This is a genomic window from Arthrobacter sp. NamB2 (assembly GCF_005281365.1).
Taxonomy (GTDB): domain Bacteria; phylum Actinomycetota; class Actinomycetes; order Actinomycetales; family Micrococcaceae; genus Arthrobacter_D.
The window spans coordinates 527,301-551,403 of record NZ_SZWI01000002.1 but is presented as its reverse complement, the minus strand read 5'-3'; the positions used below and the strand labels follow the sequence as shown (position 1 = coordinate 551,403).

Here is a 24,103-nt window from a genome sequence, read left to right as displayed (position 1 = left end):
CTCGGAGAACTCGAGCCCGCCACACGGGCCGGCCTGTACCAGCACGCTACCGCGTAGCTGTCAGCCGCGCGCGGAGAGAAATGCCTCGAGCGCCGGCAGGTCGTCCGTGTTGATGTGGTCCACCCCGGCGTCGGCCAGTTCGGCCCAGACGGCGTCGCGGGCCGCCCCAGGAAGGTCCGGCGTAGCCCAGAAACGGACGCGGGCGCCCTGCTCATGCGCCGCGCCGACATAGGCCCGCAGCTTCGCACGCTCCCCCGCCGGCATCTCCCCGACGCCCTGCCAGGAGAAGAGCTGGGTCCAGTTGTTGCTGATCAGGGGCATGAGGCTCGACGGGAGCGGGGAACCGAGATCGGTGGCACGGCCGTCGTAGAAGCTGAGCCGCTGCTGGTCGGCCGCCATGGTGGCGAGGGGGCGGTTTCCACTGATGACCACGCTCACGGCGCCCTGCTTGACCTTGCCATTGCTGAAGCGGCTGAGCATGGGGCGGTGCTCGCCCAGCTCGCTCTCGATGGCGGACCAGGTCTGCTCGGCGTCACCCTTGATATCCACGAGGAGCTGGAACTCGCCGTTCCACCCCGGGTAGACGCTGCCTCCCCGGCCACGGACAAGATCGTCGAGCGGATCGAGGTAGAGACTCTCGAGCGTCACCCCCGGCACCACGTCCTCGAGGTCGTGGGCCACCAGGAGCTCGCCGTCCACGAGCCACACGTCGGCCTCGACACTCGTGAAGCCGTGCTCGAGGGCGTCGTACAGCGAGCGGTCGTGCTCGTAGTCGTTGTGCGCGTGGGCCGCCGCGTGCGGCTCGCCGAGGACGACGTCGTCCCGTGCGGGAGCGGCGGCTGCCGGCAGCGCCGCTGAGAGCGCGAGTGCCGAGCCCGCGAGCAGGACGGCGAGGGGACGTGCGAGGGTCATGGCTCACCTTCCTTCGGGTGCGTGGACGCACCCACGCTAGGAAGCGGAGGTGATCAGCAGACCGACGGCGGTTGACCCTCCGATGAACAGCACCGCCGGTCCCGCCGTGTCAGCCGAGGGTCTTCAGGTACCGGACCAGCTCCCGGGGGGCGGACGTCGGGGCCACGGCCTCGACGGCGGCGTTGTAGTTGGTGTTGGTATTGACGTCGTAGGTCAGCACCCTGCCGTCCGCCGTCTCGATGAACTCGATGCCGCAGACCTCCAGGTCGTTGCGCCGGGCGAACTCCTCGAACCGGGCGATGACGGGGTGGTCGAATCCCTCGCGGAGGCTGAAGAGCTGCTGGTCGGGCTCCGGCGCGATGGTGGCGCCCGGCGGCATGATCGGCCTCCCCGTCTCCGGGTCGATCGCGCAGGCGTCCGCGGGGCACAGCTGGAAGCCCCCACGCGCGGTGTCGGCCTTGATGGCATAGACGAAGCGCCCGCCCACGATCTCCGCCCGGGTGATGAAGGGCTCCGCGGCCTGGATGAATTCCTGCACGAGCGTGATGCCGTCCGCCGGCTCCTCGAACTCACTCGACGCCACGTACTCCGCGAGCTCCTGGTGCGAGTCGAACTTGCGCACGCCGAGACCTTTCCCGCCCTGGTTGTGCTTCAGGATGAGCGGCACGTCGAAGCCCTGGGCCGCTTCGAGGATGCGGTTCCGCCCGACGGCGGCAACGGTGCGCGGGGTCTCGATACCCGCCGCACGCAGGGCGGTGAGCTGGTCCACCTTGCTCATCTCGAGCTCGAGGACGCGGCGTCCGTTGACGGTACGGCGTCCATGGGCCTCGAGCCAGGACAGCACCGATCGTGCGTAGTCCTTGGAGAGTCCGTGGTCCCGCGTGTGGGCCGAGGCGCTGATGCGTGACCAGAAGACGCCTTCCGGCGGGACCGAATCGAGGTCCAGTACGCCGTCCGTGAGCAGCCACTCGACCACCTCCACGCCTTCCGCCTCGAAGGCACGGGCGAACGGAGGGAACCACTCGGGGTTCTCGTGCAGGGCGTAGACCGTCGTCACGGATGGATCCTTCCGTCAGGGTGCAGGGGCTTCTGGGATAACCCGTGTACCCGGGCACCTATTCCGTCCGCATCTCCGCGATCAGCTGTCCATCCGTCAGGTTCTCCCGTCACCCCGGAACAGAGTGCGCCGCAGCGCGTAGACCTGAGCGGCCGCGAGCGCTCCGCTGATGAGCAGGGCCGGCAGCCAGGGCAGGCTCGTGCCGTACACGAGGACGAAGGCCATCGACAGGGCGAAAACGGCGATCGCGACCACAAGGACAAGCTTCAGCAACCATCGGCGCCCTGCAGCTTCCGCCGGAAGGTGCCGCGGGATGCCCTGATCGTCGTGCGCGTCGTCCTCCACTGCCCCTCCTCCTGTCGGACCTGGCCTTCGACCTACAGGATCCCACTTCTCATGGCCCTGCGCCCCTGCGTCCGGGACATCCGACGCTCTGCCGGCCCCTCCCCCGTGCCGGTCAGTCCTTAATGAAGATGTCGTTGCCCGGGCCCATCGGCAGGTCGAGGTAGAAGAACACCGTCAGGATCGCGACCCAGGCCAGCCAGAAGGGCACCACGAACGGCAGCATGCGGGCCATCAGCGTGCCGAGGCCCGCCTCCGGCTCGTACTTCCGCAGCATCGTCAGCAACACGATCATGTACGGGTTCAGCGGCGTGATGACCTGCGTGGCGGAGTCCCCCACCCGGAAGGCGCCCTGGATGAAGGCCGGCTCGTAGCCGAGGAGCGCGAACAACGGCACGAAGACCGACGCCATGAGGGTCCACATCGAAGAGCCTGAGATGATGAACAGGTTCAGCACCGATGCCAGGAGGATGAAGGCGATGACGGCCGGATATCCCGTCAGCCCGATGGCGCTGAGCCCCGACGCCCCTGCCACGGCGATCCACGACCCGATCCCGGACCAGTTGAAGAGGGCGATGAACTGTCCGAGGATGAATGCGAGCACGAGGAATCCCGCCATGTCCTTGATCGCCTCACCCATGACACGGGGGACATCGCGGCCGGTGGTGATGGTCCCGACGATCCGCCCGTACACCAGCCCGGGAATGGTGAAGAGCAGGAACACGATGAACACGATCGAGCTCAGCAGCGGCGAGCGCGGCAGGAAGCCACCGGTCTCGTTCCGCCACGGCGAATCCGGCACGATCACCGCGACGAGGATCACCAACGCGACGACCGCGCCGACGATCATCGACCACTTCAGCCCTCTCGCCTCCTGGGGCTCGAGCTCGGCCTTCAGCACCACGGGCGCGGCCGCGTGCTCGCCGTCCTCAACGATCTCGTCGACCGGGACGTTCTGCCGGGCGAGGCGGGGTTCGAGCACCCGATCGATGATGAATCCGGCGATCAGGATCAGCACCACCGAGGACGCGATGTTGAAGTAGTAGTTGGACAGCGGAGTGACAGGGGCGCCGGCGTTGGGCAGGTTCTCCGTGACCGCCGTCGTGATCCCGGCGAACAGGGCATCGAGACTCGTGACGAGGAGATTCGTCGAATAGCCGGCTCCGGCTGCCGCGAAGCCGCCGAGCAGTCCGGCGACCGGGTGGCGTCCGGCAGCCTTGAATACCAGGGCCGCGAGCGGCGGGATGATGACGAAGGCGGAGTCGGACATCACCGATCCGACGACACCCACGAAACCGACGGCGTACGGCAGTGCCCAGCGCGGGGCGGATCCGAACACGCGCCGGATGAGGGCACCGAGCAGACCCGACTTCTCCGCCACTCCGACCGCGAGCAGGATCGGCAGCACTGTGGCAAGGGGCGGGAACCCGAGATAGTTCGCGCCGATGTTGGCGGTCAGCCAGGTCATGCCCTCCCCGGTGAACAGGCCCTTGATGACCGTCACCTCCTCCGCTCCCGGCACCTGCACCGTCACCCCGGCGAGCGCCATCCCCGTGGTGACCACGGCCGTGATGCCGAAGAGGATCAGGAAGAGCATGAACGGATCGGGCAGCTTGTTGCCGACCCTTTCCACGCCCGTCAGGAACCGGTCGGTCAGTCCCGGTCGGGTCGCTGCGGTGGATGACATGCTTTCTCCTTGGCTGTCGGTGCTGTCAGTGGTGCGGGCGCTGCGCCCGGTCGGAACAACCGGTGGCGACCGCCGGATCAGTCGAAGTAGGACGGCACGTCGATGGCGCCGCCCTGCTCCTCGAACTCCGCGTGCACCGCGGCGCGCAGGGACGCGTCGAACAGGTAATCGAGCGCAGTCAGGGCCAGCCCGACGGCGCCGTCCAGCGCGCCCTGCTCCGCTGCCACGCTGGCTGCTGCCTCCGCGAAACCGCGCGTGTGCAGCGCCGTCGAGGGTTCGGCGATGCGGATGAGCGGGTGGATCCCCGGAACGCGGTAACTGACGTTCCCGAAGTCTGTGGACGCGGCGAGGGTCTCGGAGACGACGCCGAGCGGAAGCGGGGAGCGTCCGCGCCGTTGCTGGGCGGCTACCCAGCGACCGGTCAACGCATTGTTCGTGCGGATAGGGAGCGACGGCGGATGCTCGTCCCACTGCAGCTCCACGCCCGTTCCCGTCATCAGGGCCGCCCCCCGGGCCACGTCCTCGAGGCGCCTGCTGAGGTCCTTGAGGGTGGCGGGCTGCTGCGAGCGCGCGTAGAGCTTCAGGACCGCGCGGCCCGGGATGATATTCGGGCTCTGCCCACCCTCCGTGATGTTCGTGTGCACCCGGTCCGACGGCGGTAACTGCTGGCGCAGCAGGCCGATGCCCTGGTAGGCGAGATTTGCGGCATCGAGCGCGTTACGGCCCATGAAGGGTTGCGCCGAGGCGTGTGCCTCCACGCCGGTGAACGTGATGGTCAGCAACCGCCGACCGAGCCAGACCTGATCGGCGAGGTCGTAGCCGTAGGGGTGCACCATGATGGCGGAGTCGACGTCGTCGAAAGCCCCGTGGCGGGCCATGACCTCCTTGCCGGAGTGTCCTTCTTCGGCGGGCGTACCGAGAAGGACGACACGACCGGGCAGACGGTCAGCCACCCCGGCGAGGGCCAGGAACGCGCCGAGGGCTGCTGCGGCGATGACGTTGTGGCCGCAGGCGTGGCCGATCCCGGGCAGGGCGTCGTACTCTGCGAGGATCGCGATGGTCGGACCCCGGTCCCCACTGCCCACCTCCGCGCGGACTGACGTCTCGACGCCGTACCCACCGAGCCGCGCGTCGATGCCGTGGCGCGCGATCTCCTGGCGCAGGAGCATTGCGCTGCGGTGCTCCTGGAATGCCGTCTCCGGGTGGGCGTGCAACTGCCGAACCACGTGCCGCAGTTGCTCCGCGACGGCCTCGATGCCCAGTTCCACCTCCTCCGACACGGAGGTCGGCGCGCCGTCGAACGGCGAAGGATCCGGAACGGACTCGGCCAGGAGCCTTCTCGTCCGCGCATCGATCGACTGGAGATACGCCCGGTCCGGCTCGGTGGGTTGGCTCATTCGAGTAGCTTAGGCAACGATCAGCAGGCTGGGCAGTCCCCCACGTACATGCTGGGTAACACTGCGCCTCGGGTCCCGGAAAGATAACCTGCCGGAAATACCCCGGCAATACCGCTTCTGAATCATGGAGACAGCCGCCCCTCACCCGCACCGGGACGGACCGTGAAGATTCAGGAGCACCCCATGACCACCATCGCAGTCCCCAGCACCGCCCGTGTGCTCGATCTCGGCACCCTCAGCGCCGGAACAGTCGTGGAAGCACGGCGCAAGAACGAGGTGCACTACCGCGGCTGCGTCGAGGACACCGCTCCCGGGCTCGGCGTCGTCTGGATCCGTGACGATATGGCCGGGCACCGGGCCATCCTGCACCTCGACGAATACAGCATCTGGCAGATCAGCGCCTGAGCCGGACCGGCGGAGCCGGGCCCCTTCTAGACTGGTGGAATGACTGCAACCCTCGTGGCGAAGGACCTGTCCGGGGGCCACGCCCACCGCACCCTCTTCTCGAAGGTCGATCTCACCGTCGCGCCCGGCGACGTCGTCGGGGTGGTAGGAGCCAACGGCGCGGGGAAGACCACCCTCCTGCGCCTGCTCGCAGGAGCAGACACCCCGCTGTCCGGCACCGTGCGCACGACACCCGCCGACGCCTTCGTGGGCTGGTTGCCGCAGGAGCACGAGCGCGTCGACGGTGAGACGGTTTCGACCTACATCGGGCGGCGCACGGGCACGGCGGCGGCGACGGAAGCGATGGAGGCCGCTGCCGCCGCACTCGGCAGCGGAACCAAGGGGGCCGATGACGCCTACGCTGCGGCCCTCGACCACTGGATGGCGTCCGGCGCGGTCGACCTCGAGGACCGCATGCCGGCAGTACTGGCCGACGTCGCGGGCGCGATCGATCCGGCGACCCCGACGACTGCCCTCTCGGGCGGACAACTCGCGCGGGTCGCGCTCGCCGCACTGCTGTTGAGCCGGTTCGACGTCGTGCTCCTGGACGAACCGACCAACGACCTCGACCTCGCCGGGCTCGAGCGCCTCGAATCGTTCATACAGAACCTGCGCGGCGGCGTCGTCCTCGTATCCCATGATCGGGAGTTCCTCGCGCGGTGCGTGACCACCGTCGTCGAACTGGACCTCGCCCAGAACAAGGTGGCCGTGTACGACGGCGGCTACGACGCGTACCTGGAAGAACGCGCCGTCGCGCGCCGGCATGCGCGCGAGGCTTACGAGGAGTACGCGGAGAAGAAGCAGGATCTCGTGGGGCGGGCCCGGACCCAACGCGAGTGGAGCTCCCAGGGCGTGCGCAACGCGATGAAGAAGAGCCCGGACAACGACAAGATCCGGCGCAGGGCGAGCATGGAGTCATCGGAGAAACAGGCCCAGAAGGTGCGCCAGATGGAGTCCCGCATCGCGCGGCTGGACGAGGTGGAGGAACCGCGCAAGGAATGGCAGCTCCAGTTCACCATCGGGTCGGCACCGCGATCCAGTTCCGTCGTCGCTACCCTGAACAACGCATCGGTCACCCAGGGCAGCTTCACCCTCGGGCCGGTCTCGCTGCAGGTCAACGCGGGCGAGCGCATCGGGATCACCGGCCCCAACGGGGCCGGCAAGTCGACGCTCCTGCGCCTCCTGCTGGGTCACCAGCAACCGGACGACGGCGCCGCAGCCATCGGATCGAGCGTAGCGGTCGGCGAGATCGACCAGGCGCGTGGTCAACTGGACGACGCCAGTCCGCTCGGTGCCGCCTTCGAGGCCCTCGTGCCGGAGATGACGCAGGGGGAGGTGCGTACGCTGCTCGCCAAGTTCGGGTTGAAGGCCGACCAGGTGCGTGCCGCAGTCGGTGCACTGTCCCCCGGCGAGCGGACCAGGGCGGGGCTCGCGCTCCTCCAGGCGCGTGGCGTGAACCTCCTCGTGCTCGACGAGCCGACCAACCACCTGGACCTTCCCGCGATCGAGCAACTCGAGGATGCCCTCGAGTCCTACTCAGGCGCGCTGCTGCTCGTCACGCATGATCGCAGGCTGCTCCAGAACGTCCGCCTCGACGCGCGCTGGCAGGTGGACGGCGGAACGGTAGTCGTCGACTAGGAGAAGGGTGTACCGGGCAGGGCGGTCCGCCGCCTGTGCAACCATGGATGCGAGGCGGATTCATCCGTCTCCCGGACGAGGGGTGCCGTACCCGGTGTGCGACAAGACGGCCCACGGGAGTGAGTCATGGCCTGGATAGTCCTCGTTGTCTCGGGAGTCCTGGAAGCTGTCTGGGCGACAGCGCTCGGCAAGTCCGAGGGTTTCAGCAAGGTGGCGCCGACCCTGGTGTTCGCCGTTGCGATCATCGCCAGCATGGCAGGCCTCGCGTACGCCATGCGAACATTGCCCACCGGAACGGCCTACGCCGTCTGGGTGGGGATCGGCGCGTCGCTGACGGTGATCTACGCGATGGCGACCGGCACCGAGCCTGCGTCCCTGCTCAAGATACTGTTCCTGCTCATGATCGTGGGCGGCGTCATAGGGCTCAAGGTCGTTCACTGACCGCAGCTTCCTGCTCCCGCGGGCCTCACTCCCGTGGCCTCGGGCCGGAGTGATCCCCGCTCCGACCGCCCCTCGCCCCTCGCCCCTCGCTCCTCCTTGAGGATGCGCGCCGACCTTGCGCCAAAACTGAGCGTGCACGAGCCGTTCAGTTGAGGTGCGTTCGCGAGTATCGAGGGAGGCCCAGTTGGGGGCCGCGACGAGGAGTTGGGCGCAATGCAGTACGACGAGACCCGGACGGCGATGGAATTCGCCGGACTTACGGCCTACGAGACATGGATGCACTACTGCAACATGGGCGGCCTCACCGACTATTTCGAACTCGATGCCTACCTGTGCGGCCTCTACAGGCTCGACCCCGAGGACGCCGACCTCGTCTCACAGGCAGTCAACGAACTCATCGATGACCTGTGCACCTCCGAGGACGCGCTGTTCTGCCGTGCGCCCTACTCCTGGACAGAGGAACTGGCCGGATCGTTCGGCACGGACCACGAAGCCGGCAACGGCCAGGAGGGTTTCGACAGGGCCCGGCCGGTCCGGATCCCGACCGAAGACCTCCTCGAACCCCACGGGGCGGGGACGTTCGGCTCACGCTTCCTCTCCGGAGTGGACGTCCGCGCCCTGGCAGGCCGACCCGGCGTACCGCTCCCTCCGGGAGCTCACGCGGAGCTCCTGGGTGAAATTCTCGACAGCGGGATCATCGGGCGCATCGTCTCGGGCGAGCGTCACCAGCGCTAGCGCCCGGGCTCCCGCTCGAGTGCCTGGTCGTGCTCGGCGTGCGCTTTCCGGATCATCTCCATGAACTCCGTCTCGTTGCGGATCAGCCGCTTGTACTTCTCGGGGAGCGTCCTGAGGTCCGCCTCCTCGGCGCACAGCTTCGCGAAGATCTTCTCGCGCTCCGTGATGTCGGTCTCGTAGTTCAGGTCCAGGTATTCCGCGGCGTGGCGCTTGGCCCCGGAGATGGCATTCTTCGCCTTGCCCTTCGGACTCAGGACCGAGGCCAGGACGGTCACGATGAGCACACCGAGGATGACGGTCAGCGAAAGCCCGGTGCTGATCTCGACCACTTTCACGTGTTCGCCGTCGTTGATGAAGGGCAGGTTGTTCTCGTGCAGGGCGTGCAGGATCAGCTTCACGCCGATGAAGCCGAGGATCACCGCCAGGCCGTAGGAGAGGTAGATCAGACGGTCCAGCAGCCCGTCGATCAGGAAGAACAGCTGACGCAGGCCCATGAGCGAGAACGCCGTCGCGGTGAACACGATGAACGTGTTCTGGGTCAGGCCGAAGATGGCCGGGATCGAGTCGAGGGCGAACAGGATGTCCGTGGCGCCGATGGCCACCATGACGAGCAGCATGGGGGTGAGGACCCGCTTGCCGTTCTCGACGGTGAAGAGCTTGTCGCCGTCGTAGTGCTCCGATGCCGGAAGGAAACGCTTCGCCAGGCGGATGACAAGGCTCTCGCTGTCATCGTCATGACCACCGGGCTTGAGCAGGTTCCCGGCGGTGATGAGGAGGATCAGGCCGAAGATGTAGAACACCCAGGCGAAGCTGTTGATCAGCGCGGCGCCGAGGAAGATGAACCCCGTGCGCGCGATGAGCGAGAAGACGATGCCGAACAGGAGCACTTTCTGCTGGTCCGCACGCGGCACCCTGAAACTGGACATGATGATGAGGAACACGAAGAGGTTGTCGACCGAGAGCGCCTTCTCGGTGATGTAGCCGGCGAAGTACTCGGTGCCCATGGTGGGCCCTCCGGCGACCAGCACTCCGACGCCGAACAGCAGCGCGATGCCGACGTAGATCGAGGACCAGACGGCGGACTCGCGGAGGCTGGGCGTGTGCGCCTTGCGGACATGGAAGAAGAAGTCGAACACCAGCAGTCCGACGATGCCGACCACGGTGGCGATCCAGACGAAAAGCGGTACTTCCATGCTGCAGGTCTCCTCAAGGGTCTCGCTGACGCAGTGCCGTTGTCCTCAGGTATTCGGTTGTCTGCCCCTTCTACACTCGGGCAACCCGCTCTCCACCGCAATGGTTCCCGTGCTGCATCCCGGCAGATTCACCCGGTGGTTCGGGGCTCGTTCCCATCATCCTGCGTGGGCGGCGACTCCGTCCTGTGCATGGGCCACCGGCACGAGGCGGGTGAGTTGCGTGACGTGCCTGGGCTCGAGCTCACCGAGGTGGGAGACACCAAGCAGGCGCATGGTGCGCTCGATCTCGTCGCGCAGGATGGCGATGGTCTTGTCGACGCCTTCGCGTCCGCCGGCCATGAGCCCGTAGAGGTAGGCGCGGCCGATGAGGGTGAACTTCGCGCCGAGGGCCATGCAGGCGACGATGTCCGCGCCGTTCATGATCCCCGTATCGACCATGATCGTCGCGTCCGAGCCGACCTCGCGGACGACCTGCGGCAGGAGGTGGAAAGGAATGGGCGCGCGGTCGAGCTGACGGCCGCCATGGTTGGACAGGATGATGCCGTCGACGCCCATGTCGACGAGACGAACGGAGTCCTCGACGTTCTGAACCCCCTTGATCACGATCTTGCCGGGCCACAGGTCGCGGATGACGGCGAGATCGTCATAGCTGATCGTCGGGTCCATCGCCGCGTTCAGCAGGTCACCGACGGTTCCGCCGGTGTCGGTCAGGGACGCGAACTCCAGCTTCGGTGTGGTGAGGAAGTCGACCCACCACCAGGGCCGCGGGACGGCATTGAGGATCGTGCCGACCGACAGCTGCGGCGGGATGGAGAAACCGTTGCGCTTGTCCCGGAGCCGGGCGCCGGCTACGGGGGTGTCGACGGTGAACATGAGGGTGTCGAACCGGGCCTCGCCGGCACGCTTGACGAGTTCGTAGGAGATCTCCCGCTGCCGCATCACGTAGAGCTGGAACCAGTTCCTCCCGGTCGGATTCGCAGCTTTCACGCCCTCGATCGAGGTCGTGCCGAGGGTGGACAGAGTGAACGGGATGCCCGCGGCAGCGGCCGCGGATGCGCCGGCCGTCTCACCCTCGGTCTGCATGAGCCGGGTGAACCCGGTCGGAGCGATGCCGAAGGGAAGGGCACTGGGCCCACCCAGGATCTCGACCGATGTGTCGACGTGCTCGGCCGGCCGGAGGATCGACGGATGGAACTCGATGTCCTCGAACGCCTGGCGGGCGCGCGTCAGGGACAGTTCTCCTTCCGCTGCGCCGTCCGTGTAGTCGAAGGCAGCCTTGGGGGTCCGGCGCTTGGCGATCGTCCGCAGGTCCGCGATCGTGAGCGCCGAGTCCAGCCGACGTTTCTTGCCATTGAACTCGAACTTCTTGAACTGCATCAGCTCGAGCATCTCCGCCGGAACGGGAAGTTGGCGCTTGGTCACTGAAACGTCCTTTCAATCTCACGATGGGTGCGGCACTGCACAGCTTGAATCGTTTCACAAGAATTCCCCACAGGCTACATCCGCAGCCCCGGTCGCGCGCTCACGGCGCCACTCCCGTGCCGTCATTCTGCAGGACGGACGAGAGTCCCGGTCCACCCAGCGGCTCGGAATGCCACCCTTCCAGCGTCCACCGGGACCGCTCATCCCTCGCCAGGACGCTCATCCCGGTGTTCTGGATGGTTACCTTCCGCACGGCGGTCGGATTCATCCCCGTCGAGACGGCCGTGTACGTCCTGATGGCCGCACCGTGTGAGAACACGGCCACACGATCGCCCGGGCCGTGGTTGCCCGCAATCTGCTCGACAGCGCGGTCGTAGCGATCGAGGAACTCCCGCCCGGTCGCACCTCCGGGCATGCGCCTGTCGAGGTCGCCCTCCATCCACCCGATCACGCACTCCGCGTACGCTGCGACCGACTCGGCGTCGTTGAGCATCTCCAGCGCGCCTGCGCCCACCTCTTCCAGGCCCGGGACGATACTGATGTCCAGGCCGAGCGACGATGCCAGCGGACGTGCGGTCAGCTGCGTACGGATGAGGGGCGAGGCGTAGACGGCGATGATGTGCTGGTCCTTCAGTGCCACCGGCACTGCTTCGGCCTGCTGTTCTCCGAGGCGGCTCAGACCGGCACCAGGGAACGCCGTATCCAGCGAACGCGTGGCATTGTTCGGCGTCTGGCCATGGCGGATCAGCAGCAACCTCATGGACCGACCCTACGGTGCCCAGGCCGCCCGGGTGTCGCGCAACGGCGAGGTTTTTCGCTCCAGATCGCGTCGCGGTCCGCTCGCGTGCAGGTCCACAGCATGCTTACTATGTCAGCGGCACGTCTATCCAAAGGAGAACGACAATGCAGCAACGCTCGCTCGGCGGTACCCCGGTCAGCGCCCTCGGCCTGGGCGGAATGCCCATGTCCATCGAGGGACGTCCCGACGAGGACCGTTCCGTTCGCACGATCCACGCCGCGCTCGATGCCGGCGTCACCCTGATAGACACTGCGGACGCGTACCACCGCGACGCGGACGAGGTAGGCCACAACGAATCCCTCATCGCGAAGGCCCTCGCGAGCTACGGCTCCGACAGCTCCGGCGTCCTCGTGGCGACCAAGGGCGGGCACCTGCGCCCCGGTGACGGCTCGTGGACGCAGAACGGCCGTCCGGAATACCTGAAGGAAGCGGCGAAGGCGTCCCTCAAGCGACTCGGCGGCGACGTTATCGACCTGTACCAGTACCACCGGCCGGACCCCGAGGTTCCGTACGAGGACTCGATCGGTGCGCTGAAGGAGCTGCTCGACGAGGGCGTCATCCGTATGGCGGGCATCTCCAATGCCACCGTGCACCAGATCATGAAGGCCAACGAGATCCTCGGCGGCAAGCTGGTGTCCGTGCAGAACCAGTTCTCCCCCGCCTTCCGTTCCAGCGAGGACGAACTCAGGTACTGCGGGGAGAACAACATCGCCTTCCTGCCATGGAGCCCGCTCGGCGGCATCAAGAAAGCAGGCGGCCTCGGCGAGCAGTTCACGCCGTTCCAGGAGATCGCCGACAAGCACGGAGTCAGCCCCCAGCAGGTGTGCCTGGCGTGGGAACTGGCCCTCGCGCCGACGGTCATCCCGATCCCCGGGGCATCACGGCCGGAGAGCATCCAGGACTCGGCCCGGGCCTCGGAGCTCGTGCTCTCGGCGGACGAGGTCGAGACGCTCTCGCGCACCGAATAGCGCCCTGCCGGCGCCGCATCACCTGCGACGGACGTACGCACTCCTTCCCGGAGCGCGGACGTCCGTCCGTGCTCGGGCCCTCGGACGCCGCGACCGGACGGTCGCCTAGAGGCGACCATCCGCATCGAGCGCGACCGCGCGGACAGGAGCACCGTCCGCGCCTGCGAGTGCCAGAGGGAGCACGGACACCACCGGCCGGTCCCAGGTGACCTCGACCAGGTTCGTGAGATTCTCGATGATCACTCCGCCCGCGTCGAGGAACGCGGCATGGAAGGGCAATCGCCCTTCGTTGTCGAGAGTCGGATCCGGATTGAGGGTGTCGACCCCGACGACATCGATTCCGGCCGCCAGGAGTCGATGTGCCACCTCGGGTGCCAGGACGGGGTGCTCGAGGTAACGGTCCTCCCCGAAGTACTCGGACCACCCCGTCCGGAACATCACCATGGTGAGTCCGTCGAGATTCCCCAGCTGATCGGCGACCGAGGGCCACGTCACCACCTCGTTCGGCGCCAGACCGGTACACCGGACGATCCGCGCCGGCCCGACCAATCGGGCGAGATCGATGTCGTCCACCGACCCGCCGCCCGGAATCGAGTGGAGCGGCGCGTCGAGATGCGTCCCCGTGTGGGATCCGGCATGGAGGGACGCGACCTGGTAGCCGTCCTCGGTCACCGTCGCCACGGTTGTCAGGGTGACGTCGGGATCGCCCGGGTAGACCTGCATCCCGGTGTGGATCGGCTGGGAGAGGTCAACGACCCGCATGCGCCCGGTCGGTCTCAGGAAGGTCCAGGAGGTGGGCGTGTGCGCGGTTCGTCCGGTCGATGCGTCCGGCAGCTACCGCCCAGGCCAGATACAGCAGGGCCGAGAGCACGAACGTGGGGATGGTCGCCCCGATCCTGCTCGGCACCACGTAGGTCAGGAGCAGGGAGGCGGCGGCCCCGATGAGCCACACAAGTACTGCAGCGATATTGACCCCACCGCTGTACCAGTACTCGCCTCCGTCGGCCCGGAGGATGTCCCGGCCGTAGTGGCGCGCCCGCACCACGTAGTAGTCGACGATCATGATGGCGAAGACCGGGATGAACAACGCCCCGATCACCACGAGGAAGGCGGTGAACTGGTTCAGGAGCGCCAGCCACGTGGACCCGAGGATCGAGATGACGCCGAGGACGATCGCCGTCGGCAGGAACGTGACCCGGCGGGACGGCGCCATGTTCACCACGGACGCGACCATGCCGTACACCACCATGGTGTTGGTGGCCATGACGGACAGGAAGATCACGACGGCGAGCGGCGCGCCGAAGGAGGCGACGATCACGGTGGGATCGAACGGCACGGGTTCACCGCCGTCGAGCACCACGTACCCGATGGCTACGGCGCCGAGGGTCATCGAGAGCACGGTCGACAGTGTGTACCCGATGCCGGAGCCGATCATGCCGGCGGACTGCGTCCGCGCGAGCCGGTTGAACTCCGCGGACAGGACGGTCCACGAGACAGCGGTCGCGATCACGACGTCGAGGGCCGCGACGGGGGTCCAGCCGGCTGCGACATCCTGTGGGATCGACGCGAACTCAGCAGGGCTGAAGGCGAGGAAGGCCGCAGTGAAGATATAGGCCATGAACGCGAGGATCACGAGCGCGAGCCAGGGCTCCACGCGTGCGATACCTGCGTGGCCGAAGATCGCGAGGCAGACCACGAGCAGCTGGCACAGCACGGAGAACAGGACCGGGCTCGAGAACCCGGTAGCCTGCTCGACCAGGAAATTCACGGTGACTCCTGCGAGCATCGCCTGCACCCAGCTCCAGCCCATCAGGATCAGCACGTTCGCGACCACCGGCAGGAAGGAGCCGCGGAGCCCGAAGGACGCCTTGGTCAGGGACATCGTGGGCAGGCCCGTTCGCGCCCCCATGTTTCCGACGAGCACCAGGACGGACCCGCCGATCAGTGTTCCGAGGACGATCATGCCGACCGCGACGCCGACGTCCAGACCGGGGACGAAGAGCGTGCCGGTCAGCAGCGTGGTCACCACCAGGTTTGCTGCCAGCCAGATCATGCCCATGCGGGCGGTGCCGAGCGTACCCCGGAGCGGTCCGTAGCCGTCGGAGTTCTTGTCGAGGTGGTCCGACAGGCGCCGGAATGCGGAGGTGGATCCGGTGTTCATCATGGCGTGCTTTCTTCCGTGGCGCTGGCGGGGATGGGGCTCAGGTGCTCGTGGACGGCGAGGATGGATCTGTTCGGGGTACCCGATCGGTGGAACACGATCGTCTCCCGCTCGCGGGTGGTCTCGGTGGTGCCCGCGATCGTGGTCGTCGTACGGACGTCATGCGTGAACACCGCCGTCGCGCCCAGCAACTGGACCAGAGGGCTGCTGCTGACGCACTCCTCGACGCGCCATCCGTCGGCGAGCCATGCGCCCCACAACTCCTCGTATTCCGCTCTGCTCGCGAGCCGGCGTTGCTCGGTGTGGAACACGAAGGTGGCGTCCTCGGCGAAGGAGTCGAAATAGGCGCGGGTGTCCGTGGCGCGGAAGGCAGCGACGAGCGAATTCGCAGCCGCGAGAACCTCAGCCTCCGTGAGGTGTGCAACGGGTGGGTCGTCTACAGGCACAGTGCCCTCTCTCAATCGAGTTGCCCCCCAGTGAACAAATGTTGTCTAGCGATCTTGTGTGACGCGGACCGCAATGTCAACGGGCGGCAGCAGCTCCTTGCGTCCGCAGGTGCCCGTGCGACGTGGCTCCGGCATGCCGCGTTGCTAGGGTGAGAGGGTGTCCACCACACCTGTCGCCCTCGTCACCGGAGCTTCCCGCGGCATCGGCCGCGCCATCGCCGAGAACCTTGCTCCGACGCACCACCTGCTGCTCGGCGGTCGCGATCTGCATGCGCTCGCGGAACTGTCGTCGTCGTTCCGTTCGGCGGAACCCTTCGCCGCGGAACTGCGCGACGCCGCGCAGGTCGCCGCTGCCGTCGCCGGCATACCCCGGCTCGACGTCCTGATTCATTCGGCGGGTGTCCTGCGGATGGGCTCGGTCGCGGAACTGTCCGACGACGCCTGGCGCGAGAGCTTCGAGGTCAACGTGTTCGCCGTCGCATCCCTGACCCGGGCGCTCCTACCCGCACTCCGCTCGGCAGGCGGCCAGGTCATCGCGATCAACAGCGGCTCGGGCTACAGTTCCGGTGCGGGCTCGGCCGTGTACAGCGGCACCAAGTTCGCGCTGCGCGCCTTCACCGACGCGTTGCGCGAGGAGGAACGGCCGCACGGAGTCAGGGTCAGCTCGATCCACCCCGGCCGGGTCGCAACCGACATGCAGGAGGAACTGCATGCGTGGGAGGGCAAGGACTACCGACCCGAGGCGTGGATCCAGCCGGAGCAGGTGGCGAGGGCTGTGCGCCTCGCCGTCGACGCGACGAGGGATGCGACCGTGGAGTCCCTCAGCATCCGGCCCTCGGGCATGACCCTCGCGTGATCAGGATGGCACGGTAGGACGCAGGAGCGGGTGGCGTCAGCACGGCGAGGCGGTCAGCCGGGGCGCACCACGCTGGGTTTCCCGAACTGCGTCTGCACGCCCGGTGAGAACAGCACCGACTCCGGTGGCCCCTCGACGCGGAGCCCGGCGGCACCCAGCAACCCGTCGTCGAGCTCCGTGAGGACCGCAGGGTGGAGCGGCCAGGAGCTGTGGGTGTTCGGGATGTAGAGCGTTCGGCCGGCGAGGGTGCTGTGCAGGCCGAAGCGGGCGGTGAGCTCGAGCGACAGCGCGTCGTCGGCGGTCCGGTCCATCTCCGGCAGGACCAGGAAGCGGGACGTGGCCTGCCTGCGGTACCGGACGACGTCGTACCCGTACTCCCGCTCGGCTTCGGCGCCGCGCGTCAGAGGCGAGCACTTCGACCACACGTAGGGGATCCCACCAGCACGTGCCGCGAGCACCACGGCCAGGCGCGAGGCATCGAGGGTCACGAACACCACCCCTCGCGTGCCGTCGGGGCCACGTGAATACAGCCGGACGTTGATCTCGCTGAAACTCCCGAAGTACGGCACGGGGAACCCCCGGCCCAGACCGGCGCCGACCATACGGAACCCGATCAACCCGACCCAGGAGGAACCGTCCACCACGTCGGGGACGACGCCGGCGGGCATGTAGCGCGCGACGGCTTCCGCACCGATCCGCCAGTGCAGGAACACGGCGTCCGCCCAGAACTGATCCATGATGACGGGCCGCGGCAGAGTCGGCGCGAGGTGCCGGTCCGGGTCCTGCTCGCGATGCATGGTCACGCCAGCGGCTCCCCGCAGTCGTCGGGCTCCTCCGCGAAGCGGTACCACTCCGGAAGGGTCTCCGTGAACTCGGACCGGGTCTCGGGATTCTCCAGCACCGTCCAGTCCACGGCGGCACCCACCTCGGGCTCCACCTTGTTCCACTCGAACCAGTTCACCATCCGCAGCTGGGGCAACCGCTCGTGCACCGCCGGGTCGAAGACCTGCCCCCACCAGGCACGCTTGATGTTGAGATCCCGAAGGTCACCGATACCCTCGACGACGAGCGCCGCGGTCTCCGGGATGGCGACGGGCTTGTCGTGGCCCACGCCGTACTCCGCATAGAAGTCCGGCAGCATCGAATCGTCGCCGTTCTTCCCGTTGTACGTCCCGGTCAGCTGATCGATGAACTTGCCTTCCTCCGGCATCTCGCTCTCCCCCCAGGGGTAGGTGCTGCCCCAGTGGTAGAGGGACATGCCCACCCAGTCCACGGCGTCGTCGCCGGGGTAGTAGGGGGCATAGGGATCGTCGAAGGGGGTCAGGGTGCCGTCGGCGTCCGTGTCGAGTTCCGGGAACCCGGAGGTTCCGGGCAGGGATTCGTAGGATCCACCCGAGAAGGGATACCCGCCCGCATAGTTCGGCGCCCACATCATCGCCGACCCCGGAGCGGTCCGGTGCACGGCGTCGGCGACGCGTCGGAATGCAGCGATGTACTCGTCGGGTCGCTGCCCCCAGGGGTACCAGGAACCGTTCATCTCGTGCGCGAAGCGGACGATGACAGGGACACCGTTGGTATTGAAGTGCGCGAGCATCGCTGCGAGCTCATCGGCCCGTTCATCGGTCACGGCCGCGAGGCCCTGCTGGGGCTCGAGTGTCAGCAGGAGCATTCCGCCCTGCTGACGCACCTGCTCGGCTGCCGACGCGATGAGGTCGGGTTCGCCCTCCTCGAAGGGGAAGTCCGCGAAGGTGACCGCCACCGCGGGCCGCTCGCCGAGCTTCTCCGAGTACTCCGCGAGCGTCTCCCTGCCCCATTCAAGGTTCACGCCCATCAGGGTTCCGTCGTCCGGGGCGAGGTTCTGCCCATCGATGTCCTCGCACGCCACGGCGGCCGGGTTGATGTTGCACGCACACAGCACGAGGAGGAGCAACGCGGTGAGTACGCGTGCGAGATGTGAGACCACCTGACCAACCTACCGGTTCGAGCGCCCGGTCGACGGCCGGCCACGAAGGAGCCGTCCCAGGCCCGGATCAGAACGCATAGCGGATGCGGCAGTAGGGCAGACCGGTCTTCGCGAGCCGGAGGAATTCGTCGAGGTAGCCGCGCTTGTCATAGGCCATGTACCGCACATTCGTGAAACCGTTCTGGGAGCGCTTGGTCTCCTGGAGGTCCGGTCGCCACAGGATCTCCTCCGCCTGCGGATGCCAGCCCAGGTTGACCTCGTGCAGTTGCTGGTTGTGCGTGAGGAAGATGACCTCGGCGGCGAGCTGCTGCTTCGCTGCCGGTGAGAGAGCGGCGTCGAGCTGCCCGAAGAGCTCGCGCCAGTCCTCCTGCCATCCCGGCGTCACGATCACGGGGGAGAAATTCACGTGCACCTCGTAGCCTGCGTCCACGAAGTCGTTGATCGCCGCTATCCGTTCGGCGACGGGCGCCGTGCGTACATCGACCACACGGGCCAGCTTCTCCGGCATGAGCGAGAAGCGGATACGCGTGCGCTCCTGCGGGTCCCAGGTCAGCATGTCCCGATTGACGTACTTCGTGGCGAAGGACAGCTTCGCCGTGGGCAGATCCCGGTAGAGCTCCACGAGATCGCGCACGTTGTCGCTGACGAGGGCGTCCACCGAGCAGTCGCTGTTCTCGCCGATGTCGTACACCCAGGCGTGGTCGTCGCATTGATTCGGCTCGAGCTTCATGCCCTGGCGGGCCACGTGCCGCTCGAGGTACCCGCTGATCTGCTCGATATTGGCGAACACCGTGATCGGGTTGCTGTAGCCCTTGTGGCGGGGCACGTAGCAATAGGCACAGGCCATGGCGCAGCCGTTGGCGGTCGAGGGCGCGATGAAATCGGCTGACCTGCCGTTGGGCTTGGCCGTGAGGGTCTTCTTGATGCCGATGACGAGCGCTTCGGTCTTGATCCGGACCCAGCGCCGCACGTTCGCCTCATCGCCGCTGAGCTCGGGGATACGCCAGTGACTCGCCACCTCCACGACGTCGGCCTCGGGCCATCGCGCGAGAATCTCCTTGCCCCGGGGCAGTTCTGCCGCCGCGGGCTCGACATAGATACGACTGACCTGGAGCAGCTTGTTGGCCTGGAGCATTGGACCCTTCGACGTGTCGGCTTTGCCTCCACGGTATCGCTCGCCACCGACACTTCCCGGTCCCTCCGGGGAGGCCTACGCTGGTTGCATGGCTCACGGTCCCACGGGCGGCGACACCCCTGACCGAGTCGGCATCGTCGACCTCGGGGACCATGACGCGACCCGCTCCGACGCGCCCGAGACGTCCCCACCCGCCCTGCCGCGCCGTCGTCGTACCGTCTACCTCGTCGGGTTGGCCGCTGCGCTGCTGGTCCTCTCTGCGAACATCGCTTCCCGTGGGGAGGGGCCGCCTCGGCCCGAAAGGGGCGTGCAGGCACAGGACAGGGCACTCAGCGTCTGCGAGGCCGTCTCCTTCGCGAACCAGACCGGCGGGCTCCCCTCCAGACCGACCGTGCTGCCCGCCCGTGCCAGCGGCTACTTCGCATTCATCGAACCGGCGAGCCGCAGCACGGTCGTCGGCGGGCTGGCCTACCAGGACGGCACGGTGTCCCTCTGCCGGCCCGTGCCCGAACCCGGAACAGGTAGTCCCAAACCGCTACAGCGCCAGCTGCCCGTCCTCGGCACGGGGGAGACGTACGCGTACGAGATGCGCCCCGGTGGTCTGACGCTGATCGGCGAGCGCGCGGTGGACGGCACGATCGTTCGGTACGAGGACCGCGCGCATCCGCACCCGCACGATCCCGCAGTGCCGCGGTCCCTCGTCGGACTCGACCAGTAGTACACTAACTATCAGTACGTGAACAATCGTCGACAGTGCAGGAGACAGCATGTCCACCACGACGGATGAGGATCTGCTGCTCGAGCGCCAGCTCTGCTTCGCACTCTCCGTAGCGGCCCGGAGCGTGGTCGGTGCGTACCGTCCGGTTCTCGAGGAGCTGCGACTGACGCATCCGCAGTACCTGGTGATGCTCGCACTGTGGGAGGAGAGCCCCAGGACGGTGCGGAGCCTTGGACAGGCACTCGCGATGGAGTCCGCCACCCTCTCCCCCATGCTCAAGAGGCTCGAGGCGCTGGACCTGCTCACCCGGACCAGGGCGCCCGGAAACGAGAGGGCACTCGCCGTGGAACTGACGACGGCGGGGCGCGGACTCCGGACGAAGGCCCTCTCGGTCCCGCAGACGATGATGGAGCGGCTCGGCCTGACCCGGGCAGAAGTGGAGACGCTCAACGAAGCCATGCACGCGATCATCCGCGCGACCGGGACCGACCTGCCCCCCTCCCCCCGAACCGGAAGCGCTGGAAGCACCGGCAACACCACGTGACACGCGATCACACCAGCACGATCAGCCACGAGGAAGGAACTGGCAGATGAGCAAGAAGGAGCCGATGTCTGCACGTTTCATGAGCGCGACCGGCAAGCTGCGGATGTTCTTCGGGCCTGCGGCGCGCGGTACGACCTCGGGCCCCGTGGTGTATCGCGACGATGACGCCCAGCGCGCCCGCCAGGAGGAACTCCAGCAGTGGCGGGTCGTTCGGAACCCGGACGGCTCCACGTACCTCACCACGAAGCGGGACGAGTAGCCCACGGCGGTCCGCCTGCGTCCGGGAGGACGCCGTCGCCCGGCCCGTCTGCAGTGCTAGATGGACTGGCGCGCGCGGATGCCGGCCCTGCCCATCGCGTCGGCGTAGGCCGACTGAATGTCCTTGAGCCACAACTCCTGGTTGGCCGGGGTGCCCTTGAAGGCCCGTTCCCCGGGGGACCGCACCTCGTAGATCTTGAACCCACGCTTCGCGATGGCGCGATTCTCCAGCTTCATCAGGCGGCGCGCAGCCTTGTGCGCGTCAGCGCCGTGCGCAACGAGCGCCGACGCTCGGGGAACCTGCTGGAGGAACGTCAGGAGCGGTTTGACGCCGTCCGTGATCTGATCCATGGTCAGTGCGCGCTCCTTGCCCTCCGGAAGGTACCAGGGGTGCGCGTTCCAGGGCATGAAGGCATCCGGGCGCAGACCGACGGCCTCGTAGATGCCTGCCATCCGGATGGATGCGGGGTCATCGTTCTCGAACGAGACGAAACCCGAAGGCAATGATGATCCCGGGTTGGAGAAGAGACTGACGATCTTGCAACCGTCGACGTCATGGATCGGGTCGATGTAGGGAACCGCCGACCCTGGCTTGGACTCGGCCAGCGTGTCGCACAACCGGTTCACATCCTCGATCTGCGGATCGTAACGTTGTTCCCACTGCTGGGCCCGATACGTGGGGTCTGACATACGCTGTACCAATTCCGCCTCCTCGCGGACGGCGCCAGAGGTGGCGCGAACGTGTCCGCAGGATTCCAGCCTACGCCAGTACCCGGCGGATTCCCCGAGCGGGGGCGCCTACCAGTCGTGGACCGTGCCGTCCGAAAGGCGATTGTAGGGCAGGTATGCCTGCTGGTACGGGAAGGATGCGGCGGCCTCCTCGTTGAGTTCGACACCCAGCCCGGGAGTATCTCCGGGGTGCAGGTAGCCGTCCGTGAACGTCATGGACTGCTCGAAGACGGTATCGGTCTTCGCGCTGTGCTCCATGTACTCCTGGATCCCGAAATTGTGGATTGCCAGCCCTACATGGCTCTGCGCCGCCAGGCCGACCGGCGATACATCGGTGGGGCCGTGGAACCCGGATTTGATCTGGTACTGCGCCGCATAGTCCATGACCTTCTTCAGCGGTGAAATCCCTCCGAAGTGCGTCGATGCCGCCCGCACGTAGTCGATGAGTTGGTCCTTGATGAGGGCCTGGAAGTCGAAGACGGTGTTGAAGATCTCGCCGACGGCCAGCGGAGTGGTGGTGTGCTGGCGGATCAGCCGGAACGCGTCCTGGTTCTCGGCCGGCGTCACGTCCTCCAACCAGAAGAGGTCGTAGGGTTCCAGCGACCTGCCGAGTTTCGCCGCCTGAATGGGCGTCATGCGGTGGTGGCCGTCGTGCAGCAGCGGTAGTTCGGGGCCGAACTCGTTGCGGACGGCCTCGAACACGGTGGGCACGTGCCTGAGGTAGGCCCGGGTGTCCCAGTCCTCCTCGGTCGGCTGGGCACCGCGGCCGGCCGGCTCGAAGTCGTACCGCTCCCCCGTGGCCTGCGCCTGCGCCGCGACACCGTAGAGGGCCGTGATGCCCGGCACCGAGCTCTGCACCCGGATCGACTTGTAACCCTCCTCGAGGTGGTGCCGGATGGAGTCGAACAGTTCCGGGATGTCCCGGCCGGAGGCGTGCCCATAGGTGCGCAGGGCCGTGCGCGACGCCCCGCCCAGCAGTTGGTAGACGGGCATGCCTGCCGCCTTGCCCTTGATGTCCCAGAGCGCCATGTCCACTGCGGCTATCGCGGCCATCGTCACGGGACCACGGCGCCAGTAGGCGCTGCGGTAGAGGAACTGCCAGGTGTCCTCGATACGGTGTGGGTCCCGGTCGATCAGCAGCTGGGTGACATGGTCCGTCAGATAGGACGCGACAGCCAGTTCCCTGCCGTTCAGTGTCGCGTCCCCCAACCCTGTCAGTCCCTCGTCGGTCGTGATCTTCAGCGTCACGAAATTCCGGCTCGGGCTCGTCACGATGACGTCCGCGGCGATGATCCTCATGCGTCCTCCAGGGGGTAGTCGACATACGCGAAGCGGCGACTGTCCGGCGCCCAGCTGTTGACGTTGATCGTGCCCTGGCCGCCGAACACCTCGACGGCGTCCCAGGCGTTCCGTGCATCGCTGTCCGCGACGCGCAGCAGCACGGGCTCGTTGGCCGGGTGGCCCTGCACTCCCGTCGAGTAGCTGAGGTACACGAGGACGGCGCCGTCGGGCGAGAGGTGCGGGAACCAGTTGACGCGGTGGTCGAAGGTCAGCTGCTCCACCCCGGTGCCGTCGGGGCGCATGCGGAACACCTGGGAATGCCCTGCGCGCTCCGAGCAGCGCTCGGAGTTGAAGTAGAGCCAGCGCCCGTCCGGGCTGTACTCGACGCCGTCGTGCGGGCGCTCGGATTCGGTCAGCCTGTGGGTGGCGCCGTCCCGTACGCCGACCGCGTAGATGTTGTAGGTCGTCACGCCGCCGAGGCGACGGCAGCCGATGTGTACGAGTGTTCCGCCGTCGGGTGAGATGCCGTGGAGGTAGCGCGCTTCGAGGCCGTCGTCGGGCCTGGTGACGCGCCGCGCCTCTCCGCCGGCGATCGGTACCTCGTAGAGGTGCCCGTCCTGCGAGGAGAGGTACAGGAAGCGGCCGTCTGCGGAGATGACGTGGTCATTGTTCGAGTCCGTCACCGCCCCCGTGTAGATGACTCTTGGCTGGCTGTCCTCCTCCGGGGCCGTGCCGTACAGGAGCCCGTCGCAGTTGAAGACGAGCCGCTCCCCGTCCGGCGTCCAGTTCGGCGCCTCGATGACGAAGTCCTCGGTCTCGAAGACACACGTCGCGGAGCGGGCGACGACGTCGAACACCGTGAGCCGGGAACGCTGGCCGGGGAGGAGCTGGCGCCATGACGTCGTCGCGGCGTAACCGGGATAGTCGTCCGTCGTGCTGGTGTGCCCGTCCACGATGGTCCTTCCGCGTGTTGCCCT

The 24,103-nt window shown here is 67.3% G+C and carries 26 protein-coding genes and 1 riboswitch; of the genes, 9 read left to right on the top strand and 17 right to left on the bottom strand.

The genetic code is table 11. The annotated features are described in order from the left end of the window. Positions 1–60 precede the first annotated feature (60 nt). The 5 genes from FDK12_RS06320 to FDK12_RS06300 form a co-directional block, all read right to left on the bottom strand. Positions 61–912, bottom strand: coding sequence for a phosphatidylinositol-specific phospholipase C/glycerophosphodiester phosphodiesterase family protein (locus tag FDK12_RS06320; protein ID WP_137368742.1), 852 nt, complete (start codon positions 910–912; stop codon positions 61–63). A 109-nt stretch (positions 913–1,021) separates the two neighbouring features. Next, positions 1,022–1,969, bottom strand: a complete 948-nt coding sequence (locus FDK12_RS06315; protein WP_137368741.1) for a RimK family alpha-L-glutamate ligase — start codon at positions 1,967–1,969, stop codon at positions 1,022–1,024. A 96-nt stretch (positions 1,970–2,065) separates the two neighbouring features. Then, complete coding sequence (locus FDK12_RS06310) at positions 2,066–2,314, bottom strand: hypothetical protein (protein WP_137368740.1); 249 nt, start codon at positions 2,312–2,314, stop codon at positions 2,066–2,068. A gap of 112 nt (positions 2,315–2,426) precedes the next feature. Then, positions 2,427–3,998, bottom strand: coding sequence for an AbgT family transporter (locus tag FDK12_RS06305; RefSeq protein ID WP_137368739.1), 1,572 nt, complete (start codon positions 3,996–3,998; stop codon positions 2,427–2,429). Positions 3,999–4,075: 77 nt separating this feature from the next. Then, the gene (locus FDK12_RS06300; protein ID WP_137368738.1) at positions 4,076–5,395 is read right to left on the bottom strand and encodes a M20 family metallopeptidase; all 1,320 of its coding nucleotides are present in this window, start codon (positions 5,393–5,395) and stop codon (positions 4,076–4,078) included. A 183-nt stretch (positions 5,396–5,578) separates the two neighbouring features. Between FDK12_RS06300 and FDK12_RS06295 the strand changes: the two genes are divergently transcribed. From FDK12_RS06295 to FDK12_RS06280, 4 genes are all read left to right on the top strand, one after another. Continuing rightward, positions 5,579–5,800, top strand: a complete 222-nt coding sequence (locus tag FDK12_RS06295; RefSeq protein ID WP_137368737.1) for a hypothetical protein — start codon at positions 5,579–5,581, stop codon at positions 5,798–5,800. A 39-nt stretch (positions 5,801–5,839) separates the two neighbouring features. Next, positions 5,840–7,477: an ABC-F family ATP-binding cassette domain-containing protein gene (locus FDK12_RS06290; protein ID WP_137368736.1), complete on the top strand. Its 1,638-nt coding sequence runs from the start codon at positions 5,840–5,842 to the stop codon at positions 7,475–7,477. A gap of 48 nt (positions 7,478–7,525) precedes the next feature. Next, positions 7,526–7,593: riboswitch (guanidine-III (ykkC-III) riboswitch) on the top strand. A gap of 10 nt (positions 7,594–7,603) precedes the next feature. After that, positions 7,604–7,918, top strand: a complete 315-nt coding sequence (locus FDK12_RS06285; RefSeq protein ID WP_137368735.1) for a DMT family transporter — start codon at positions 7,604–7,606, stop codon at positions 7,916–7,918. Between the two features lie 213 nt (positions 7,919–8,131). Beyond that, the gene (locus FDK12_RS06280) at positions 8,132–8,653 is read left to right on the top strand and encodes a hypothetical protein (protein WP_137368734.1); all 522 of its coding nucleotides are present in this window, start codon (positions 8,132–8,134) and stop codon (positions 8,651–8,653) included. On the opposite strand, the gene FDK12_RS06275 is transcribed toward FDK12_RS06280, so the two are convergent. The 3 genes from FDK12_RS06275 to FDK12_RS06265 form a co-directional block, all read right to left on the bottom strand. Further along, positions 8,650–9,846, bottom strand: coding sequence for a TerC family protein (locus FDK12_RS06275; protein ID WP_137368733.1), 1,197 nt, complete (start codon positions 9,844–9,846; stop codon positions 8,650–8,652). The genes FDK12_RS06280 and FDK12_RS06275 overlap by 4 nt on opposite strands. Positions 9,847–10,002: 156 nt before the next feature. After that, the gene (locus tag FDK12_RS06270) at positions 10,003–11,268 is read right to left on the bottom strand and encodes an alpha-hydroxy acid oxidase (protein ID WP_137368732.1); all 1,266 of its coding nucleotides are present in this window, start codon (positions 11,266–11,268) and stop codon (positions 10,003–10,005) included. A gap of 100 nt (positions 11,269–11,368) precedes the next feature. Further along, complete coding sequence (locus FDK12_RS06265) at positions 11,369–12,028, bottom strand: histidine phosphatase family protein (protein WP_137368731.1); 660 nt, start codon at positions 12,026–12,028, stop codon at positions 11,369–11,371. 143 nt (positions 12,029–12,171) lie between these two features. Between FDK12_RS06265 and FDK12_RS06260 the strand changes: the two genes are divergently transcribed. Further along, complete coding sequence (locus FDK12_RS06260) at positions 12,172–13,035, top strand: aldo/keto reductase (protein ID WP_137368730.1); 864 nt, start codon at positions 12,172–12,174, stop codon at positions 13,033–13,035. Between the two features lie 105 nt (positions 13,036–13,140). Here FDK12_RS06260 and FDK12_RS06255 read toward each other — a convergent pair whose 3' ends face one another. Genes FDK12_RS06255 through FDK12_RS06245 form a run of 3 tightly spaced genes read right to left on the bottom strand, consistent with a single transcriptional unit; the run spans position 13,141 to position 15,642 of the window. Further along, on the bottom strand, positions 13,141–13,797 hold the full coding sequence (locus FDK12_RS06255; RefSeq protein WP_137368729.1) for a cyclase family protein: 657 nt from the start codon (positions 13,795–13,797) through the stop codon (positions 13,141–13,143). After that, a complete protein-coding gene (locus FDK12_RS06250; protein ID WP_411266150.1) occupies positions 13,784–15,199 on the bottom strand; it encodes a purine-cytosine permease family protein in 1,416 nt (471 codons plus the stop codon). The genes FDK12_RS06255 and FDK12_RS06250 overlap by 14 nt, the downstream gene beginning before the upstream one ends. Then, positions 15,196–15,642, bottom strand: a complete 447-nt coding sequence (locus FDK12_RS06245) for a YybH family protein (protein WP_137368728.1) — start codon at positions 15,640–15,642, stop codon at positions 15,196–15,198. Before FDK12_RS06245 ends, FDK12_RS06250 begins: the two co-directional genes overlap by 4 nt. 157 nt (positions 15,643–15,799) lie before the next feature. On the opposite strand from FDK12_RS06245, the gene FDK12_RS06240 reads away from it, so the two are divergent. Next, positions 15,800–16,498, top strand: coding sequence for an SDR family oxidoreductase (locus FDK12_RS06240; protein WP_137368727.1), 699 nt, complete (start codon positions 15,800–15,802; stop codon positions 16,496–16,498). A 53-nt stretch (positions 16,499–16,551) separates the two neighbouring features. On the opposite strand, the gene FDK12_RS06235 is transcribed toward FDK12_RS06240, so the two are convergent. The 3 genes from FDK12_RS06235 to FDK12_RS06225 form a co-directional block, all read right to left on the bottom strand. Next, a complete protein-coding gene (locus FDK12_RS06235) occupies positions 16,552–17,295 on the bottom strand; it encodes a YqjF family protein (RefSeq protein ID WP_223263142.1) in 744 nt (247 codons plus the stop codon). A gap of 2 nt (positions 17,296–17,297) precedes the next feature. Next, a complete protein-coding gene (locus FDK12_RS06230; RefSeq protein WP_223263122.1) occupies positions 17,298–18,461 on the bottom strand; it encodes a glycoside hydrolase family 26 protein in 1,164 nt (387 codons plus the stop codon). Between the two features lie 67 nt (positions 18,462–18,528). Next, positions 18,529–19,596 (bottom strand): spore photoproduct lyase family protein, encoded by a 1,068-nt coding sequence (locus tag FDK12_RS06225; RefSeq protein WP_104116183.1) that lies wholly within the window; start codon positions 19,594–19,596, stop codon positions 18,529–18,531. 88 nt (positions 19,597–19,684) lie between these two features. Here FDK12_RS06225 and FDK12_RS06220 point away from each other — a divergent pair, with 88 nt between their 5' ends. From FDK12_RS06220 to FDK12_RS06210, 3 genes are read left to right on the top strand one after another with little or no spacing between them, the layout of a single operon-like run. Continuing rightward, complete coding sequence (locus tag FDK12_RS06220; protein WP_137368726.1) at positions 19,685–20,314, top strand: hypothetical protein; 630 nt, start codon at positions 19,685–19,687, stop codon at positions 20,312–20,314. A gap of 49 nt (positions 20,315–20,363) precedes the next feature. Beyond that, positions 20,364–20,858, top strand: coding sequence for a MarR family winged helix-turn-helix transcriptional regulator (locus tag FDK12_RS06215; RefSeq protein WP_137368725.1), 495 nt, complete (start codon positions 20,364–20,366; stop codon positions 20,856–20,858). A 46-nt stretch (positions 20,859–20,904) separates the two neighbouring features. After that, positions 20,905–21,117, top strand: coding sequence for a hypothetical protein (locus FDK12_RS06210; protein WP_104116180.1), 213 nt, complete (start codon positions 20,905–20,907; stop codon positions 21,115–21,117). Positions 21,118–21,173: 56 nt separating this feature from the next. On the opposite strand, the gene FDK12_RS06205 is transcribed toward FDK12_RS06210, so the two are convergent. From FDK12_RS06205 to FDK12_RS06195, 3 genes are all read right to left on the bottom strand, one after another. Further along, complete coding sequence (locus FDK12_RS06205; RefSeq protein WP_104116179.1) at positions 21,174–21,806, bottom strand: uracil-DNA glycosylase; 633 nt, start codon at positions 21,804–21,806, stop codon at positions 21,174–21,176. A 108-nt stretch (positions 21,807–21,914) separates the two neighbouring features. After that, positions 21,915–23,144, bottom strand: coding sequence for a D-mannonate dehydratase ManD (gene manD, locus FDK12_RS06200; RefSeq protein ID WP_137368724.1), 1,230 nt, complete (start codon positions 23,142–23,144; stop codon positions 21,915–21,917). Further along, positions 23,141–24,079 carry a biopolymer transporter Tol gene (locus tag FDK12_RS06195; RefSeq protein WP_223263121.1) on the bottom strand — a complete coding sequence of 313 codons (939 nt, stop codon included), beginning with the start codon at positions 24,077–24,079 and terminating at the stop codon, positions 23,141–23,143. The genes manD and FDK12_RS06195 overlap by 4 nt, the downstream gene beginning before the upstream one ends. Between the last annotated feature and the right edge of the window lie 24 nt (positions 24,080–24,103).

Excerpts from the sequence above, each read along its gene's own strand:
- FDK12_RS06300 (WP_137368738.1), bottom strand. The coding sequence starts at position 5,395 with ATGAGCCAACCCACCGAGCCGGACCGGGCGTATCTCCAGTCGATCGAT.
- FDK12_RS06215 (WP_137368725.1), top strand. The coding sequence starts at position 20,364 with ATGTCCACCACGACGGATGAGGATCTGCTGCTCGAGCGCCAGCTCTGC.
- FDK12_RS06250 (WP_411266150.1), bottom strand. The coding sequence starts at position 15,199 with ATGATGAACACCGGATCCACCTCCGCATTCCGGCGCCTGTCGGACCAC.
- FDK12_RS06220 (WP_137368726.1), top strand. The coding sequence starts at position 19,685 with ATGGCTCACGGTCCCACGGGCGGCGACACCCCTGACCGAGTCGGCATC.
- FDK12_RS06280 (WP_137368734.1), top strand. The coding sequence starts at position 8,132 with ATGCAGTACGACGAGACCCGGACGGCGATGGAATTCGCCGGACTTACG.
- FDK12_RS06260 (WP_137368730.1), top strand. The coding sequence starts at position 12,172 with ATGCAGCAACGCTCGCTCGGCGGTACCCCGGTCAGCGCCCTCGGCCTG.
- FDK12_RS06285 (WP_137368735.1), top strand. The coding sequence starts at position 7,604 with ATGGCCTGGATAGTCCTCGTTGTCTCGGGAGTCCTGGAAGCTGTCTGG.
- FDK12_RS06305 (WP_137368739.1), bottom strand. The coding sequence starts at position 3,998 with ATGTCATCCACCGCAGCGACCCGACCGGGACTGACCGACCGGTTCCTG.
- FDK12_RS06320 (WP_137368742.1), bottom strand. The coding sequence starts at position 912 with ATGACCCTCGCACGTCCCCTCGCCGTCCTGCTCGCGGGCTCGGCACTC.
- FDK12_RS06205 (WP_104116179.1), bottom strand. The coding sequence starts at position 21,806 with ATGTCAGACCCCACGTATCGGGCCCAGCAGTGGGAACAACGTTACGAT.
- FDK12_RS06265 (WP_137368731.1), bottom strand. The coding sequence starts at position 12,028 with ATGAGGTTGCTGCTGATCCGCCATGGCCAGACGCCGAACAATGCCACG.
- FDK12_RS06255 (WP_137368729.1), bottom strand. The coding sequence starts at position 13,797 with ATGCGGGTCGTTGACCTCTCCCAGCCGATCCACACCGGGATGCAGGTC.
- FDK12_RS06225 (WP_104116183.1), bottom strand. The coding sequence starts at position 19,596 with ATGCTCCAGGCCAACAAGCTGCTCCAGGTCAGTCGTATCTATGTCGAG.
- FDK12_RS06275 (WP_137368733.1), bottom strand. The coding sequence starts at position 9,846 with ATGGAAGTACCGCTTTTCGTCTGGATCGCCACCGTGGTCGGCATCGTC.
- manD (WP_137368724.1), bottom strand. The coding sequence starts at position 23,144 with ATGAGGATCATCGCCGCGGACGTCATCGTGACGAGCCCGAGCCGGAAT.
- FDK12_RS06210 (WP_104116180.1), top strand. The coding sequence starts at position 20,905 with ATGAGCAAGAAGGAGCCGATGTCTGCACGTTTCATGAGCGCGACCGGC.
- FDK12_RS06290 (WP_137368736.1), top strand. The coding sequence starts at position 5,840 with ATGACTGCAACCCTCGTGGCGAAGGACCTGTCCGGGGGCCACGCCCAC.
- FDK12_RS06295 (WP_137368737.1), top strand. The coding sequence starts at position 5,579 with ATGACCACCATCGCAGTCCCCAGCACCGCCCGTGTGCTCGATCTCGGC.
- FDK12_RS06235 (WP_223263142.1), bottom strand. The coding sequence starts at position 17,295 with ATGCATCGCGAGCAGGACCCGGACCGGCACCTCGCGCCGACTCTGCCG.